This is a genomic window from Catellatospora sichuanensis (assembly GCF_007483665.1).
Lineage (GTDB): Bacteria > Actinomycetota > Actinomycetes > Mycobacteriales > Micromonosporaceae > Catellatospora > Catellatospora sichuanensis.
Genome location: NZ_ML660186.1, coordinates 145,771 through 162,483, shown reverse-complemented (window position 1 = coordinate 162,483; position 16,713 = coordinate 145,771). Strand labels below are relative to the sequence as shown.

15 protein-coding genes are annotated in these 16,713 nt (G+C 72.4%); 8 read left to right on the top strand and 7 right to left on the bottom strand.

Annotated elements, in window-relative coordinates; translation table 11 throughout:
* Positions 1–100 precede the first annotated feature (100 nt).
* Both FLL47_RS06440 and FLL47_RS06435 read left to right on the top strand, forming a co-directional pair.
* Positions 101–898, top strand: coding sequence for an ATP-binding cassette domain-containing protein (locus FLL47_RS06440; RefSeq protein WP_186315598.1), 798 nt, complete (start codon positions 101–103; stop codon positions 896–898).
* Positions 898–2,136, top strand: a complete 1,239-nt coding sequence (locus FLL47_RS06435) for a sugar ABC transporter permease (protein ID WP_144119506.1) — start codon at positions 898–900, stop codon at positions 2,134–2,136. The genes FLL47_RS06440 and FLL47_RS06435 overlap by 1 nt, the downstream gene beginning before the upstream one ends.
* Before the next feature lie 17 nt (positions 2,137–2,153).
* On the opposite strand, the gene FLL47_RS06430 is transcribed toward FLL47_RS06435, so the two are convergent.
* From FLL47_RS06430 to FLL47_RS06410, 5 genes are all read right to left on the bottom strand, one after another.
* A complete protein-coding gene (locus FLL47_RS06430) occupies positions 2,154–2,336 on the bottom strand; it encodes a hypothetical protein (protein ID WP_144119505.1) in 183 nt (60 codons plus the stop codon).
* Positions 2,333–3,145 (bottom strand): hypothetical protein, encoded by an 813-nt coding sequence (locus tag FLL47_RS06425; protein WP_144119504.1) that lies wholly within the window; start codon positions 3,143–3,145, stop codon positions 2,333–2,335. The genes FLL47_RS06430 and FLL47_RS06425 overlap by 4 nt, the downstream gene beginning before the upstream one ends.
* 210 nt (positions 3,146–3,355) lie before the next feature.
* Positions 3,356–4,216: a hypothetical protein gene (locus FLL47_RS06420; protein ID WP_144119503.1), complete on the bottom strand. Its 861-nt coding sequence runs from the start codon at positions 4,214–4,216 to the stop codon at positions 3,356–3,358.
* A gap of 138 nt (positions 4,217–4,354) precedes the next feature.
* The gene (locus FLL47_RS06415; protein WP_144119502.1) at positions 4,355–4,975 is read right to left on the bottom strand and encodes a response regulator; all 621 of its coding nucleotides are present in this window, start codon (positions 4,973–4,975) and stop codon (positions 4,355–4,357) included.
* Entirely contained in the window at positions 4,972–6,282 is a 1,311-nt protein-coding gene (locus tag FLL47_RS06410; protein WP_144119501.1) for a sensor histidine kinase, read from the bottom strand. The genes FLL47_RS06415 and FLL47_RS06410 overlap by 4 nt, the downstream gene beginning before the upstream one ends.
* 539 nt (positions 6,283–6,821) lie before the next feature.
* On the opposite strand from FLL47_RS06410, the gene FLL47_RS06405 reads away from it, so the two are divergent.
* The 4 genes from FLL47_RS06405 to FLL47_RS06385 all read left to right on the top strand — a co-directional run bounded on the left by FLL47_RS06405 (position 6,822) and on the right by FLL47_RS06385 (position 10,916).
* Positions 6,822–7,904 carry an alpha-hydroxy acid oxidase gene (locus FLL47_RS06405; protein WP_246157632.1) on the top strand — a complete coding sequence of 361 codons (1,083 nt, stop codon included), beginning with the start codon at positions 6,822–6,824 and terminating at the stop codon, positions 7,902–7,904.
* Positions 7,905–7,917: 13 nt separating this feature from the next.
* Positions 7,918–9,258 (top strand): aminotransferase-like domain-containing protein, encoded by a 1,341-nt coding sequence (locus FLL47_RS06400; protein WP_246157600.1) that lies wholly within the window; start codon positions 7,918–7,920, stop codon positions 9,256–9,258.
* A gap of 310 nt (positions 9,259–9,568) precedes the next feature.
* Entirely contained in the window at positions 9,569–10,198 is a 630-nt protein-coding gene (locus tag FLL47_RS06390; protein WP_144119500.1) for an ArsR/SmtB family transcription factor, read from the top strand.
* Positions 10,199–10,202: 4 nt separating this feature from the next.
* Positions 10,203–10,916, top strand: coding sequence for an SRPBCC family protein (locus FLL47_RS06385; RefSeq protein ID WP_144119499.1), 714 nt, complete (start codon positions 10,203–10,205; stop codon positions 10,914–10,916).
* Between the two features lie 131 nt (positions 10,917–11,047).
* On the opposite strand, the gene FLL47_RS06380 is transcribed toward FLL47_RS06385, so the two are convergent.
* Both FLL47_RS06380 and FLL47_RS06375 read right to left on the bottom strand, forming a co-directional pair.
* A complete protein-coding gene (locus tag FLL47_RS06380; RefSeq protein WP_186315584.1) occupies positions 11,048–11,983 on the bottom strand; it encodes an alpha/beta hydrolase in 936 nt (311 codons plus the stop codon).
* A gap of 31 nt (positions 11,984–12,014) precedes the next feature.
* Complete coding sequence (locus FLL47_RS06375) at positions 12,015–13,304, bottom strand: ATP-grasp domain-containing protein (RefSeq protein WP_144119498.1); 1,290 nt, start codon at positions 13,302–13,304, stop codon at positions 12,015–12,017.
* 176 nt (positions 13,305–13,480) lie between these two features.
* Between FLL47_RS06375 and FLL47_RS06370 the strand changes: the two genes are divergently transcribed.
* Positions 13,481–15,073, top strand: coding sequence for an MFS transporter (locus FLL47_RS06370; RefSeq protein WP_144119497.1), 1,593 nt, complete (start codon positions 13,481–13,483; stop codon positions 15,071–15,073).
* A gap of 156 nt (positions 15,074–15,229) precedes the next feature.
* Positions 15,230–16,642: a class I adenylate-forming enzyme family protein gene (locus tag FLL47_RS06365; RefSeq protein ID WP_144119496.1), complete on the top strand. Its 1,413-nt coding sequence runs from the start codon at positions 15,230–15,232 to the stop codon at positions 16,640–16,642.
* The last annotated feature ends 71 nt before the right edge of the window (positions 16,643–16,713 follow it).

The following is a 16,713-nucleotide window of genomic DNA, read 5'->3' as shown; positions in this document are numbered from 1 at the left end:
CGTTAAGAAGGGCACCTTCCTCTACGCATAGCGATGTGAAGGTGCCCTTCCTTTCTTGAGGGGGTGGGCGGTGAGTGGGGTCAGGGAGCCGATCCTGGCGATGCGGAGCATCAGCAAGCGGTTCGGTGCGGTGCAGGCGCTGACCGAGGTGGATCTGGATGTGTACGCGGGTGAGGTGGTCGCGCTCGTCGGGGACAACGGGGCGGGCAAGTCCACACTGGTCAAGGCGATCTGCGGGGTGAGCCCGCCGGACACCGGCACGGTCACGTTCGCGGGGCGCGAGGTGCGCGTCGAGTCGCCGCATGCGGCGCAGGAGCTCGGGATCGCGACGGTGTTCCAGGATCTGGCGCTCTGCGACAACCTGGACGTGGTCAACAACCTGTTCCTCGGGCGGGAGCTGCGGCGTGGCGCGGCGCTCGACGAGGTCGAGATGGAGCGGCGCAGCGGCAAGCTGCTGCGCGAGCTGGCCGCGCGCATCCCCAGCGTGCGGCTGCCCGTCGCGTCGCTGTCCGGCGGGCAGCGGCAGACGGTGGCGATCTCCCGATCGCTGCTGGGCGACCCGAAGGTGGTGCTGCTCGACGAGCCCACCGCGGCGCTCGGCGTGGCGCAGACCGCGCAGGTGCTCAACCTCATCGAGCGGCTGCGCGACCGCGGCCTGGGCGTGGTGCTGATCAGCCACAACATGGTCGACGTGCGCGCGGTCGCGGACCGGGTGGCGGTGCTGCGGCTCGGTCGCAACAACGGCGAGTTCCGCATCCACGAGGTCACCAACGAGCAGATCATCGCCGCGATCACCGGAGCGACCCAGAACGTGGTCTCCGAGCGGGTGGCCCGGCTGCGCGAGCAGTCCGCCGGCGACGACCCGCTGGCGGCCGGCTCGGCGGAGGGCGGCGCCTGATGACGGACCCCGTGACGGAACCGGCGGTGCCGCCGCCGACCCCGGCGACGGAGCTGAGCACCCCGAAGGAGGCGGTCGGCGGCTGGCTGCAGACGCTGCGTACCGGAGACATCGGCTCGCTGCCGATCATCATCGGGCTGATCCTCATCGTGATCGTGTTCCAGAGCCTCAACCCGACCTTCCTCAACGCGTTCAATCTGGTCAACCTGTGCCTGCAGATCGCCGCGCTGGGCATCATGGCCACCGGCATCACGCTGGTGCTGATGCTCGGCGAGATCGACCTGTCCATCGGCTCGGTGAGCGGGCTGGCCGCGGCCGTACTGCTGGTCACCCACGTCGACCACGGCTTCGGGCCGCTGTTGGCGGTGCTGGTCGCGGTACTCGTCGGCACGCTGGTCGGCACGATCCAGGGCTCCATCTTCGCCAAGATCGGCGTACCGTCGTTCATCGTCACGCTGGCCGGCCTGCTCATCTGGCAGGGCGTGCAGCTGCGTGTGCTCGGTGAGCAGGGCACCATCAACCTGCCCCCGGCCGGCACGCTCGTACGCTGGGCGCAGTTCTCCTTCGTACCGGGCTGGCTGGCCATCGGGCTGGCCGCCCTGGTGCCGGTGCTGTACCTGCTGTTCAGCCTGCTGACCCGGCGTCGCCGGGCCGCCGCCGAGCTGCCCGTCATCCCGCTGTGGCTGCCGATCGCGGTCGCGGTGATCCTGTTCGTGCTGCTCCAGCTCATCGTCGCGAAGCTCTACCTGGACCGCGGGGTGCCGTGGACCTTCGTGTTCATGGTGCTGGTCGTGGTCTTCTTCGACTGGCTGCTGCGACGGACGGCGTACGGGCGCAAGATCTTCGCCGTGGGCGGCAACATCGAGGCGGCCCGCCGCGCCGGCATCAACGTCGACTGGATCCGCATCTCGGTGTTCGCACTGTGCAGCACCCTCGCAGCGGTCAGCGGCGTGGTCGCGGCGATGCGGCTCGGCTTCGCCAACCAGCAGTCCGGCAGCGGCGAGACGCTGATCAACGCGATCGCCGCCGCCGTGATCGGCGGCACCAGCCTGTTCGGCGGCCGCACCCGCCGTTACGCCCCCCTGCTCGGCGCACTCGTCATCGGCTCGATCGCCAACGGCCTGGAACTGCTGAGCCTGTCCTCCGACGTACGCCTCATCGTCACCGGCACCGTCCTGCTCGCCGCCGTGGTCATCGACGCCCTCGTCCAGCGCTCCCGCACCTCCCACGGCCGCTGACGCCCGCGCCGGCGGGGTCAGCCCTGGATGGCGGGGTTCACGGTGGGTGGGGTGTCGGGGCGGGGGTCGGTTTCGGACTCGGTTTCGGCGACGAGGTCCTCGGGGGCGGGGCGGACGGGGAGTTCGCCGAATCTGACGTGGCGCAGGAAGGCCGACTCCTCGTCGGTGAACCTCTCGCCCGAGTACAGGCTCTCGGTCATGACACTGTCCCTTCCTCCCTGGTGGTGTCGAACAGGCATACCGCGGCGGTGGCGTCGTCGCTGACCTTCTGGCGTGGCCAGCGGATCCGGTCGGGGTCGCCGCGCTCGGCGGTGCGAGTCGCCGCGATGATCCCTGCCGGGCCCTCCCGGTAGCCGAGATCAAGATAACCACGCCAGTCCAGCAGGCCGTAGTCCGTGACGAGCGGGGCCCCGCCGTCGGAGGCCAGCACCGCGCCGCGTACGCCGGGAACCATGCCGGTGAGCGCGTACCCGGCCGCCTCCGGCTCGGTGCGGGCGATCCAGTAACCGCCCGGAGTGTTGCGCTGGGACTGCTGGTCGGCGATGAAACGGGCCAGGTCGGCACGGGTGCCGCGCTCGGCCGCGGCGGCCAGGTCGGGCGTCGCCAGCGCCTTCCACGAGTCGTCGATGACGGCGACCGGGCCGTCCTCGGCGTCCAGCACCACCGGGGAGTCGGCGAGCACCAGATACTCCGCGCCCTGCGGCGTCTGCCGCACGATCGACACGGTCGAGCCGGGTGAGCCCGGATGCCGCAGATCGCAGCGCGGATGCTCGGCGGCCACCTCCTCGACGGCCAGGGCGAGGCCGTCGGCCAGTGGTGTCGGTCCGTCGAGCCGGCGCAGCAGCCGCGCGCCGAGGCGGGCCACGTACCAGGCGGTGCCGTGGGCGCAGCCGGTCTGCGGGCTCTCGGTCAGCCCGTCGAGCACCACGGCGAGCCGCGGATGCGCCCCGGCCCAGTCCAGGTTGACCGCGCCCGGCATGGACGGTTCGCTGGCGATACTGACCCGCATGTTCCGCTCCGTTCCCGGCCGCGAGGTCGCCGCCGCAGGTCCACCCTTCCATGATCGGCCGATCCGGGCGCACCGGGTGTTACCTCCGGGCACCACCGGAGCGTCCTGGAGGCATGGGAACGGGGAGAACACATGGCGACGTGGCGGCGCAGACCGACCTGCCATGACGCCGGTGCGGTCGGTGGCACGCCGCCGACCGCACCGCCGGGATCACCGGCGCAGCGGCGCTCCCCGGCCGACACCCAGCAGCACGACCAGCAGGCCGACCGTGACGATCATGGCGATCAACATCATGGCGTACATCGCGGACGGGAACATGCCCGCGCCGGGAACCAGGCAGGCGCCGTACGACAGCAGCCCGCCGCCCACCGCCGTGCCCACGGTCAGCCTGACGTCGGACGCGCGCCGCATCCGCCGGACCGCCATCATGAGCACGCCGGCAACACCGAGCACGGCGGCCACGAGCACGGCCACGATCCAGGACGGATCGGCCGGCGGCGGCTCGGAGGCCAGGCGCGACGGCTCCTCGAAATACCAGCCCTCGCCGCCCCTCGGGATGCCCAGGCGGTGCCAGACCCCGTTGACCGAGCGGTAGAGCAGCCCGTCGCGGCCGTTGGCGACGAAGACCACGTGGCCGCCGGTGACCTCCCGCACCACGATCGACCTCGACGACAGGTGCTCGGCCCGGTCCCCCAGCGCCGGGTAGCCCGCGGCGAGCTGGTCGTAGTCGGCACCGGTGATCTCCCACGCGGTGGTCCAGCCGGTGTCGTCGCCGCCCGACTCCACCCGCAGCAGGCCGGGCGACACGCGGTAGCACACCTGCACCGCGCAGTCGGCGGGCACCGGCCGGATCAGGAAGACCCGCTCGGCCATCCCCTCGATGCGCCCGTCGTGGTCGACGTTCCACCACCCGCTGCGGTCAGCCCGGCTGCTCTCCACGTACACGGCGACCAGCTCCCGGCCACCGTTCTTGACCCCGGTCACCTCGTAGGTCACAGGCTCGCCCGACAACCGGCAGGCCGCCAGCCCACCCACCAGCAACAGCGTCAGCGCCACCCGTGCCCATCGCATGGCGTCACTGTGCGGCCGGTCCGGCGGCGCGGCAACACCGCGCACGTATCGAACCGGAAACGATCCACGTGACAGGGGCTGCCGACAGCCGCGCCGCGACTCGTCGTCGGGTCCGCGCCGCGGCCTGGCACGGCGGGCTCAGCGGATGACGCCGCGTCGGCGGCCCTCGGCGGTGGCGGCCGTACGGTTGTCCACGCCCAGCTTGGCGAAGACCTGCACCAGGTGGGACTTGACGGTGGCCTCGCTGATGAACAGCTGGCGGGCGATCGCGGAGTTGGAGTGGCCGCCCGCCACCAGTTGCAGCACCTGGGCCTCGCGCGGGGTCAGGCTGATCCCCGGGGCGCGCTCGCGCGACACCAGCCGCGTCGCCACCGACGGGGCCAGCACCGTCTCCCCCGCCGCCGCGGCGCGCAGCCCCCGCAGCAGGTCCGCCGGTTCGGCGTCCTTGAGCAGGTAGCCGATCGCACCCGCCTCGATCGCCCGCAGAATGTCGGCGTCACTGTCGTATGTCGTCAGGATCAGCACCCGGGGCGGCTCGGGCAGTTCGCGTACCCGGGCAGTGGCCGCCGCGCCGTCGATGCCCGGACCGAGCTGCAGATCCATCAGCACCACATCGGGGTGCAGCTCCCTGGCCAGGCGCACCGCCTCGTCGCCGCCGGACGCCTCGCCGACCACGCGCAGCCCGGGATCGGCGTCCAGCGCCGCGCGCAACCCGGCCCGCACGATCGGGTGGTCGTCCACCAGCAGCACGCTGATCACGGCCTGGCCTCCCCCGCGACGACGGGTGGCGGGCCAGGCATCCGGGCCGTCTCCCCGGCCTGCGTCACGTCGGCGGGCACCGCGTCAACCGGCACCGCGCCGGCCCGGCCGGAGGCCGGTGACACGCCGGCCGAGCGATCCGGAGCCGGCAGAGGAACGGTGGCGCTGATGGCGGTGCCCTCGCCTGGGGTCGATTCCACCACCAGCACGCCGCCGACCTCGGCGAGGCGGCTGCTCATCGCCGACAGGCCCAGGCCGGTGCCCGAGGACGGCGACGCGGCCGGGTGCCGCGGGTCGAAGCCGACGCCGTCGTCGGCGACGTCCACGCGTACCGCCGCGGGTTGGAAGGCGAGGGTGACCACGACGGTGGCCGCGCGGGCATGCGCTCGCACGTTGGCCAGTGCGGCCTGGGTGACCCGCAGCAGCGCGACGGCCACCGGGGTGGGCAGCGGGCCGGTCTCGCCGTCGACCACGAACCGGGCCTCGACGCCGAAGTGGCGGGCGTCGGCGACGGCCCGTTCGAGCGCCTCGGGCAGCGAGCGGCCGGTCAGCTCGGCAGGGGCCAGCGCGCGCACCAGCCGCCGGGTGTCTTCCAGCGCGCCCCGGGCGGCGTGCTCGGCGATCTCCAGTTGCGGACCGGCGTCGGCGGCGTCGCGGGCCGATCGCAGCAGCAGGATGATGCTGGACAGGTTCTGCGCGACGGTGTCGTGGATCTCCCGGGCGAGGCGCTCGCGCTCGGCGAGGATGCCTTCGCGGCGCTCGGTCGCGGCCAGCCGCTCCTGCGCTTCGGTCAGCTCGCGGACCAGCTCGGCGCGTGCCTCGCTCTCCCGGCGCAGCCGCCGGTAGACCGCGGTGATCACGATCGCGACGGCGGCCCCGAAGACCGGGCCGAGCACGGTGCCGGAGTCCAGGACGCCGCGGTGCGCGCCCGCCGCGGCGACGGCGATCGCGGTCAGCGCGGCCACTCCGGGCAGGCCGGCCCGCGGTGGCAGAAGCTGCAGGCAGAGTAGGTACAGCGCGAACGCGAGCCAGACGAACGACAGCGACAGTGCGATCAGCACGGTCCAGCCGGCCGTCAGCACGACGAGCCACAGCAGCGCCATCCGGACTCCGGCGGCGCGGCGCGACAGCGCCATGCCCACGGCGTACCACACGGCGACCGCGAGTGTCGTGAGCAGCACCGTTGCGCGCTGCCCACCATCGGCCCACGCCTCGCCGGCGCCGATCGCCAGCAGCGCGGCGAAGAGCACGTGCTCGGCGCGGCGCAGCAGCGTCAGCGCGTCCTGCCCGCGTCCCGCCCTGCTCATGGCGTCAGAGCGTAGCCGCTGCACGACGTGGTATGCCGCGGCCGCCAGGGGCAGCGGCCGCGGGGCCGGGGCGCGGCGCGAGGCCGCGCCCCGGTTCATGGGGCGGGTCAGGCGACCACGCCGTCGACCTCACGCTGGGCTACCTCGCGCTTGGCAACCTCGCGCTTGGCAACCTCCTTCTTCGAAACCTCCATGATCACACCTCCTCCTCGGACCTTGAAGGGCACGGCACAGCGCGCTCCGATGCCTGCATGGTCTGTCACCGAAGCGCTCGAGTGGCGCGTTAGCGACTGTAGCGATTGTTGACTCGGCAGTGAAGTCCCTCAATATTGATCTTCCGAAAACTCGTCGTGAACTGTCCCAATAGACGGCTATGAGTGTCGCGGTGCCGACACATCGTGGATGTCACCCATCGAAATCGGTACCTAAATCATTCTTACGACAATCACTTCATAAAGATCGCTGAGTATTGTGCGGCGTCGATCGATTCCTTTAGCGTGGGCCGCGGACGGGTACGAAGCTGTGGAGGTCCGTTGCCGATCCTGTGCACCGACGACTACCGCGCCCTCGCCCGGCCCCGGCTGCCCGCGGACGTCTGGGACTACATCGACGGCGGCAGCGGCGCGGAGCTCACCCTGAGCGCCGGCCGCAGGCTGTTCGACCGCGCCGAGCTGCGGCCCCGGGTGCTCGTCGACGTCTCGGTCTGCGACACGGCCGGCAAACTGCTCGGCGACTCGCTGGCCACACCGGTCGGCATCGCGCCGACGGCGTACCACCGGCTGGCCCATCCCGACGGCGAGGTCGCCACGGCCCGCGGCGCCCACGGCGCGCTGTTCGTGGTGAGCATCTTCGCCAGCCGCAGCCTGGAGGACATCGCCGCGGCCGCGGCCGGCCCGCTCTGGCTGCAGCTGTACTGGCTGCGCCGCCGCGCCGTGCTCGCCGAGCTGGCCCGCCGGGCCCAGGACGCCGGCTACCGGGCGCTGGTGCTGACCGTCGACGCGCCACGCATCGGGCAACGGCTGCGCGACCAGCGCAACGGCTTCGCCGTCGACCCCGAGGTACGGGCGGTCAACCTCGACGACGCGCTCATGGCCACCACGCACGAACACCGCGAGGGTGCCTCCGCCATCGCCGCGCACGCCGCGCAGACCTTCGACCAGACCGTCACCTGGGCCGACCTGGCCTGGCTGCGCGGCCGCACCGACCTGCCGCTGGTGCTCAAGGGAGTGCTCACCGCCGAGGACGCCGACCGCGCCGTCGAGCACGGCGTCGACGCGCTCATCGTGTCCAACCACGGCGGACGCCAGCTCGACGGCGCGGTGCCCGCACTGCGCGCGCTGCCCGAGGTGGTCGCGGCGGTCGCGGGCCGCTGCCCGGTGCTGCTCGACGGGGGCGTACGCCACGGCCGCGACGTCTTCGTGGCGCTGGCCCTCGGCGCGAGCGCGGTGCTCGTCGGCCGCCCGGCGCTGTGGGCGCTCGCGGTCGACGGCGCCGACGGCGTGGCCGGGCTGCTGACCATGCTCACCGGCGAGCTGGAACACACGATGGCGCTGGCCGGGCGGCCGCGACTGGCCGACATCGGCCGTGATGCGGTGCTCCTGCCCGACCGCCGCGACGCCTGAACGGAGTTGGCCCATGGTGAAGCGAGCGGAGCGAGCCCCGCAGTCGCGAACTGACGGCAGACCGGTGGAGCTGGTCAAGGAGGCGATGCACGCCTCGGTCAGCGACCCCGTCGCCGCCTCGATGAACTTCCTCAACGAGGTCGCCGGGCGCTACCCCGACGCGATCTCGCTGGCCGCCGGGCGGCCGTACGAGGGCTTCTACGACACCGCCGACATCGCCCGCTACCTCGACGTGTACGTCGCGTATCTGGGCGATCAGGGCAGCACCCCGGACCAGATCCGCCGTGCGCTGATGCAGTACGGCCGCACCAACGGCCAGATCCACGGGCTCATCGCCCGCATGCTCGCCGTCGACGAGGGCATCGAGGTGCCCGCCGAGGCCATCTCGGTGACGGCGGGCTGCCAGGAGGCGATGGTCATGGCGCTGCGCGGCCTGTGTGCGGGCCCCGACGACGTGCTGCTGGCCGCCGAGCCGTGCTACGTCGGCATCACCGGCGCGGCGCGGGTGCTGAACATCGACGTGGTGCCGGTGCCGGAGGGGCCGGACGGCCTGGACCCGGCCCGGGTCGCCGAGGTCGCCCGCGCGGTGCGCGCCCAGGGCCGCCACCCCCGCGCGCTGTACCTGGTGCCCGACTTCGCCAACCCGTCCGGCCGCTGCCTGGACCTGCCCGCCCGGCACGCGCTGCTCGACGTCGCCGCCGCCGAGGATCTGCTGATCCTGGAGGACGACCCGTACGGCCTGTTCGGGCTCGACGACCGGCCCCGGCCCCGGCTGAAGTCCCTCGACCGCGAACAGCGCGTGATCTACCTGGGCTCGTTCGCCAAGTCGTGCTTCCCGGGCGCGCGCATCGGCTTCCTGGTCGCCGACCAGACCGTCGTCGACGCGACTGGGCACCGCACCCTGCTGGCCGAGGAACTGTCCGCGATCAAGAGCATGATCACGGTCAACACGTCCCCCATCGCGCAGGCCGTGGTAGGCGGCCTGCTGGTGGAGTCGGGCTGCAGCCTCAAGGCCGCCAATGTGGACAAGATCGCGTTCTACCGGCGGAACCTGCTGCGCCTGCTCGACGCCCTCGACCGACACCTGCCCGCCCCGTGGCGCGACGAGGCCGGCATCTCCTGGAACCTGCCCGCCGGCGGCTTCTTCGCGGTGGTCGACGTGCCCATCGCCGCCGACGAGAAGCTCCTGGAGGTCTCCGCCTCGCGCCACGGCGTCCTGTGGACCCCCATGAGCTTCTTCTACACCGACGGCGGCACCCACTCGCTACGCCTGTCCTGCAGCGGCCTCGACCCCGACACCCTCGAAGAGGGCGTACGCCGCCTGGCCACCCTCCTCCGCGAGTCCATCGCCTGACCCTGCTCCCCCACGCGCCCGGCCCGCGCCCGGCCCGCGCCCGCGAACGGGGCGCTCATGCCACGCACCCGGCCGCCGACGCCGCCCACGAAGGCCAGCACACCGGAACGCGAGCTGTCCGTGTCCGTGTCCGTGTCCGCGTCCGTGTCCGCGTCCGTGTCCGTGTCCGTGTCCGGCTGCAGTTTCGGGGAAAGTGCGGCTTTGGCGAGGCTGATTCGTGCACTTTCCGGGAAAGTGCAGGACCGTCGCGGCCGCCACCGACCGCGTTACCCTCCTTGACAACTTTTGTTGTCGGTGGGAGGGTGGGGGCATGTTCGAAGTCGCCGTGATCGACGACCCGGCCGTGGCCGAGGTGTCGCTCGACCCCGTCCGGGCCCGGTTGCTGGCTGCGCTGGCTGTGCCGGGGTCGGCGACCACGCTGGCCGCGCAGGCGGGGCTCACCCGGCAGAAGGTCAACCACCACCTGCGGACGCTGGAGAGCCATGGGCTCATCGAACTGGTCGAGGAGCGGCGGAAGGGCAACTGCACGGAGCGGGTGCTGCGGGCGACCGCGGCGTCCTACGTGATCTCGCCTGCGGCGTTCGCGGCCGTGGCGCCCGATCCGGAGCGCTCGCCCGACCAGCAGTCGGCTCGCTGGCTGCTGGCGCTGGCGTCGCGGCTGGTGCGTGAGGTCGGCGAGCTGATCACGGGGGCGCGGGCCGCGCGGCGGCCGCTGGCCACGTTCGCGGTGGACAGCGAGATCCGTTTCGCCTCGGCGGGCGACCGGGCCGCGTTCGCGGCCGAGCTGACCGAGACCCTGGCCGCCCTGGTCAGCCGTTATCACGACGGGAGCGCCACCGGCGGCCGCCGGCACCGGCTGGTCGTCGGGCTGCACCCGAGCCTGCTGCTGCCGCGCGCGGACGGCACCCCACTGACTGAGCAAGACACCGAGAAGGAGTAGCACCATGGGCAAGAAGTTCGAGATCGTTCGCGAGGGCGAGCTGCGGACCACCCCGGAGGAATACTGGGACGCCGTCACCACCGGCAACGGCGGCTGGCTGTGGCCGATGGAGTTCGAGCCGCGCGTCGGCGGGGCGGCCGCGTTCGGCGGCACCGTCGCCGAGTGGGACCCGCCGCACCGCCTCGCCTCCCGGATGGACGGCGACAACGGCTGGTTCAACCAGGTCGAGCACACCGTCGAGGGCCGTGACGGCGGCAAGACCTGGTTCCGGTACGTGCACAGCGGCGTGTTCACCGACGACTGGGACAACCAGTACGACGGCGCCGACCAGCACACCGACTTCTACCTGCACACCCTCGGGCAGTACCTGGCCCACTTCAGCCGCCGCCCGGTCGTCTACCTGTCGGCCGACGCCCCGGCGGCGTCGAACTCGCCCGACGGCTTCACCACGCTGCGCGGCGCGCTCGGCCTGACCGGGCAGAGCAAGCAGGACGACACGGTCCGGGTCGCGCTGCCGGGCGGGCAGACCGAGGCGGTCGTCGACTACCTGCACCCGAACTTCGTCGGGCTGCGCACCCACGACGCGCTGTACCGCTTCTTCGGCCGCAACGCGTTCGGCGCGCCGGTCGGCGTGGCCGTGCACCACTTCGACGCGAACGCCGACGCCGCCGCCGAGCAGAAGTCCCTCGAGGACTGGCTGCAGGCCGTCTACGCCTGACAGCCCACCCCACTTTTGATCGACGCTGGCCTATTACATCGACTTTTGAGAGATCATTCTCGATGTGATAGGCCAGCGTCGATGTAAAGCGGGGTGCGAAGCGCCGGGGACGGGGCGGGTGCGCGGCGGGGTCAGGTGGTGAACCACTTGCGGAGCTGGTCGGCGGCCTGGGCGAGGGCGCGGCGGCCGGCGTCGAGTTCGCCGCCCATGCAGAAGAAGCCGTGGACCATGCCGTCGTATCGGGTCAGCGTCACCGGCACGCCGTCGCGCCCGAGGCGGCGGGCGTACTCCTCGGCCTGGTCGCGCAGCGGGTCGTACTCGGCGGTGACGATCAGGGCCGAGGGCAGGCCGGCCAGGCTTTCCGCGCGCAGCGGCGAGGCCAGCGGGTTCAGCCCGTCCTCGGGTGTGGCCAGGTAGTTGGCCCAGTACCAGGCGACCGAGGTGGCGTTGAACAGGTAGGGGTCGGTGCCCTCGCGCAGCGAGGCGGTGTGCGAGCGGTGGTCGGTGTTCGGATACACCAGCAGCTGCCCGGCCAGCGGCAGGTCGCCGTCCTCGCGGGCCAGCAGGGTCACCGCGGCGGCCAGGTTGCCGCCCGCGCTGTCGCCGCCGACGGCGATGCGGGCCGGGTCCGCGCCGATGGCGGCGGCGTTCGCGGCGACCCAGCGGACCGCGGCGTGGCAGTCGTGCACCGCGGCGGGGAACTTGTGCTCCGGGGCGAGGCGGTAACCCGCGGCGACGACCAGGCAGCCGGCGGCGTTGGCGAGGCTGCGGCACACCGCGTCGGAGGTGTCGATGGTGCCCAGCGTCCAGCCGCCGCCGAAGAAGTAGACCAGCACCGGCAGCTCGCCGCCGAGCACGGGACGGTAGATCCGGATCGGCAGCGGCCCGCCGGGACCCTCGATCTCGCGGTCGACGACCTCGGCGACCGGCTCGGGGTCGCCCCCGGACGCCTGGATCGAGGCGAGGTCTGCGGCGCGGGCCTCCGCCACCGACAGCGTGTACAGCTGCGGGGTGCCGCTGGCTTCGCGACGTGCGCGCATCGCCTGGACCTGCTGGTGGAGTGGCATCACACTCTCCTGATCTGACGACCTGCGGCGGTCAGCCGGCCGCGTGGACGAAGTCGGCGTTGCGGGGGTCGGCGAACAGCTCCCGCAGCGTCGGGGCCAGCGGCAGCACCTCGATGTGCTGCCGGAACCAGTCGGCCAGTTCGGTGAGCCGCCGCTGAGCGGTCGCCACGTCGGGGGTGTGCACGGTGACCTCGCCCATGCGGGCGAAGGTGTTCGCCGCACCGCCCTGCACGCGCATGCCCTTGGGCACGAAGAGCCGGGCGTGCACCACGTCGGGCTGCGCCAGCACCTGCTCGGCGGTCGGGTAACCGAGCACGACGCCGGGCCGCAGCGGCAGGAACGTGGAGGCGACCACGCCCTCGCGGACCCGCACGTCCGGTTCGCCCACCGGCTCCAGGAGGGCGCGCACCCCGTCGGCGGCCAGGTCCACGCCGTACTTGTAGCGGATCTGGTCGCTGATCGGGCCGCCCGCGCGGCGCGCCGCGCACTCGCTGAACACCAGGCGGCCCGTGTCGGGCCGGTGGAACAGCTCCATGTGGAAGACGCCGTCGGCCAGGCCCAGCACCCGCAGTGCGTCGGTGACCAGTGGCGCCGCCAGGTCGTACGCCCCCTTGTCCGCCACCGGGTCGAGGCAGTACGTCTGCACCGGCGCCTTCTCCAGCACCGCGCTCAGGCAGGGCTGGGCATACCGGCCCAGGCTCAGGAAGCGCAGCTCCCCTTCGGACAGGTAACCGTCGGCGAACCACTCCTCGCCCGTGACGAACTCCTCGATCACGAAGGTGCGTGCGGCGGTGTTGTTCGCGCGGCACTGGGCGCTGATCCGGGCCAGCTCGGCGTCGCCGGAGACCACGAACGTGGACTGCGTCGCCATCCCGGCCACCGGCTTGACCACGGCCTTGGAATACGGCAGCCGGTATCCGGCGGGCAGGTCGCGGATGTCCTCGACGACCGTGCATGCGGTCACCGGCAGCCCGGCCGCGCGCAGCGCCTGCTTCTGCAGGTACTTGTCGCGGAACAGGGCCACCGTGCGCGGCGGGATGCCACGGGCGCCGAGCATGGCGGCCAGCGCCGCGGCCGTCATCAGCGCGGGGTCGTCGTAGGCGTAGACCGCGTCGAACGAGCCGGGGCCGAACCCGGCGCGCAGCAGGCCGTTGACGGCGGCGTCGATGCTCTTGTGGTCGTCGACGAAGACGGTGCGCACCCCGGCGGGCAGCGGCAGCCAGCCGTCCTTCGTGGTCGCGCCGAGCAGCACGGTCACCTCGACATCGGGCGCGGCCGCCGCCAGGGCGGGCAGGTCCGCTCCGACCATGAGCAACCGCATCGACCGACCGCCTCTCCACGCCGACGGACCGGGGCTGACCGCCCGACGGATCGAAGGTCACCGTATCGACGGCGACGGTACGTGTCCAGAGCGGCACCACTCGATACCTACGGATACTTCAATGTCCGCCTTTGTTGCTGGTACAAAGAACCCGACCGGCTTGAGAAGGAGTTCCGTTGTCCATCGCGACGCCGCAGTCGCCCTGGCGCCGTAGAGCCGCCATCCCCGGCCTGGTCGCCGCGGAGGCGATCTCGGTCATCGGCGGCCGGATGTCCTTCCTCGCCATTCCCTGGCTGGTGCTGGTCACCACCGGCAGCCCGGTGAAGGTCGGCGTGGTGGCGGGCGCGGAGACGCTGGCGTACGTGCTGAGCGGGGTGCTGGCCGCCCCGCTGCAGGACCGGATCGGCTCCCGCGCGACCTCGCTGCTGTCCGACGCGGGCAGCGCGGTGGTGATGGGCGCGATCGCGCTGACCGGGCAGCTCGGCTTCGGCGTGCTGATCGTGCTGTCCAGCCTGGCCGGGGTGCTCCGGGCGCAGGCCGACCGGTCCAAGAACAACCTGCTCAAGCCGCTGATGGATGCCGCGGGCACGGACTTCACCCGGGTGTCGGCGGCCCGTGAGGGCGTGCTGCGTACCTCCGGGCTGATCGGGGCCTCGGTGGGCGGCGTCGCCATCGCCGCGTTCGGCGCGATCGGGGCGATCTGGGTCGACGCGGCGAGCTTCCTGATCGGCGCGGCGCTGGTGGCGTTCTTCGTGCCGGACCCGGCCCGGCAGTCCGACGAGCCGCCCAGACCCGCCCCGGCCGAGCCGTACCTGACCGCGCTGCACGGCGGCTTCGTGTACTTCACCTCGGAGCCGCTGCTGCGGGCGGTCACCGGGATGCTGTTCTTCACCAACCTGTTCAACCAGGCCAGCGCCGTGGTGTTCGTGCCCTTGTGGGTGCTCACGGTGCTGCACTCGCCGGTCGCACTCGGATCGGTCTCGGCGGCGTACGCCGTGGGGATGATCGCGGGCAGTGTCGTGTTCGCGACGCTGGCCCCGTACCTGCCGCGCTACAGCGCGCTGGTCTTCGGCTACTTCGTGGGCGGCGCCCCCCGCTTCCTGGTCTTCGCGCTCACCGACGACCTGACCGTGATCGTCGTGGTGACGTTCATCAGCGGCATGGCGATGTGCTCGGTGAACCCGACCATCGGCGCGGTCATCTACCAGCGGGTGCCCAGCCCGATGCTGGCCCGTGCGGGCGGCATCATCATGGCCGTGGCCATGGCCGGCATCCCGCTCGGCGGCGTGCTGGCCGGCCTGGTCGTGGAGCAGTTGGGCTTCGTCAACGGCGTGCTGCTGTCCTCGCTGCTGTACTTCGCCGTCACCCTGACCCCGGTCGTCCGGCACCGGGTCTGGCGTGAGCTCAACGACGTCGGGGCCCGCGGTCCGACCGCCGACCCGGCGGCGGCACTGCCGCGCGGGTACGGGCTGGCCGCGACCACGCTCGGCCCCCGGGTCACGTTGCGCTACGCCGACGGCGAGTGGACGCTGCGGGCCAGGTCGGGGCTGCGCCGGCTGGCCCCGCGGCGGGTGCTGCGCGCCAAGACCGCGGCCCACGCGCTGGCGCAACTCGACGCGCCCGCCGTGCATCAGGCGGTGCGGGAACTGGCCCGGCGCGAGCACGGCGGAGCGGGGCGCGAGGTGGCCCGACTGCGGGCGGAAATCGCCCGGATGGAATTCGCGATGAGTCAGATTGATGTCGGATTGCGGCCCTCTCATCTGCCATGAAAAGCCCGAATTTTGGCTGGTCCATTCACGTATCGACAGACTTAACGTTAACATTGCAAGTACATCGATCCCCTTGCTAGTCTCCGGATTCACCGGGTCCGTCGGGGGCGCATGACCCAGGTTCCAGCATCCTTTGCGACACCTGGCGGAGCATTCATGAGCAACACGGGCTGGGCGACCGGCGCGCCCTTGGCGGCGACCCCCGACTGGGTGGACGAGCTCCTGCTCGCCGGCGAAGACCGGGACGTCTGCCTCCACTTCGGATCCCCCGTCGACCGGGCGGCCCTGCGCCACGCCGTCGCCGACCGGGAGGACACGCTGCGCCGGCTGGGGCTGGCCCGGGGCGGCTCGGTCGCGCTGCGGCTGCCGCCGTCGCTGGCGTACGCGGCGAACCTGCTGGCCGCGTGGCGGATCGGCGCGCAGGTCGCACTGCTGGATCACCGGCTGACCGCGTACGAGACCGATCGTGCCCTGGACCGGTTGCAACCGCAGGTCGTGGTGAGCTGCACCGGCACGCTGCCGGGCGGGTTGCGTGCCTTCTACGAGGTCGCCGACGTCGCCGAGGCTCGCGAGGGCCGTCCCGCCGACACCGGGCATGCCGTGGTGCAGCTCAGTTCCGGCTCCACCGGCCCCTCCAAGGTCATCGCGCGTACCGTCGAGCAGTTGGTCGCCGAGATCGACCGGTACACCCGCATCGACGGGGTGCCGCTGCCCGGCGAGCGGGTGGTGCTGCTGGCCTCCGTGGTGCACGTGCTGGGCCTGGTCGGCGGCCTGCTCTACTGCCTGCACGCGGGCGTCGAGCTGGTGCTGCCGGAGCGGCTGACCGTCGACGCCGTACTGCGCGCCGTGGCCGCCGGAGAAGCGCCGACCACGTTGCTGGGCGTGCCGTTCCACACCGAGCTGCTGGCCTCCAACCCGAACCCGCCGAAGCTGCCGCAGCTCAAGCGCATGACCACCGGCGGCGAGCTGGTGCGCGCCGAGGTGGCGCAGCGTTTCACCGACCGCTACGGCGTCGTGCTGGGCAACATGTACGGCATGACCGAGGTCGGGGTCATCGCCACCGACCTGTTCGGCGAGCACCGGCCCTCGCTTCTGCCCGCCCCCGGCATCACCGTCCGGGAGCAGGACGGCGAGCTGCTGATCGCGACACCGGCGAGCCCGTACATCGGGCTGTCGGACCCGACCCGCTGGGTCGACGGCTGGCTGCACACCAAGGACGCGGGCCGGGTCGACCCGGCGACCGGCCTGATGACGGTGCTCGGGCGGCTGGACTCGCAGGTGTCGGTCGGCGGGCTCAAGGTGGACCTGACCGAGGTGGAGCACACGCTGGCGGCCCTGCCCGGCGTCGAGGGCGCGGTCGTCGTCTTCGACAGCGGCATCGAGGCCTTCGCCGTGGTGCCCGATCCGGCCGCGGCAGCGGCGCTCGAAGGTGAGCTGGCCGTGCGGCTTGCCCCCTACAAACGGCCGCGTGTGCTGCACATCGTCGAGCAGCTGCCCCGCACCGCGACGGGCAAGCTCGTCCGCGACCGCGCGGTGCTGCGTACGGCGGACCCGCGCCCGGCTTCCTGACGGCCGTACCGCACTCCCCCCGACTGCCACCCCGATCCGGGCCCGTTGGGCCGTCCACCATGGAAGGAAGT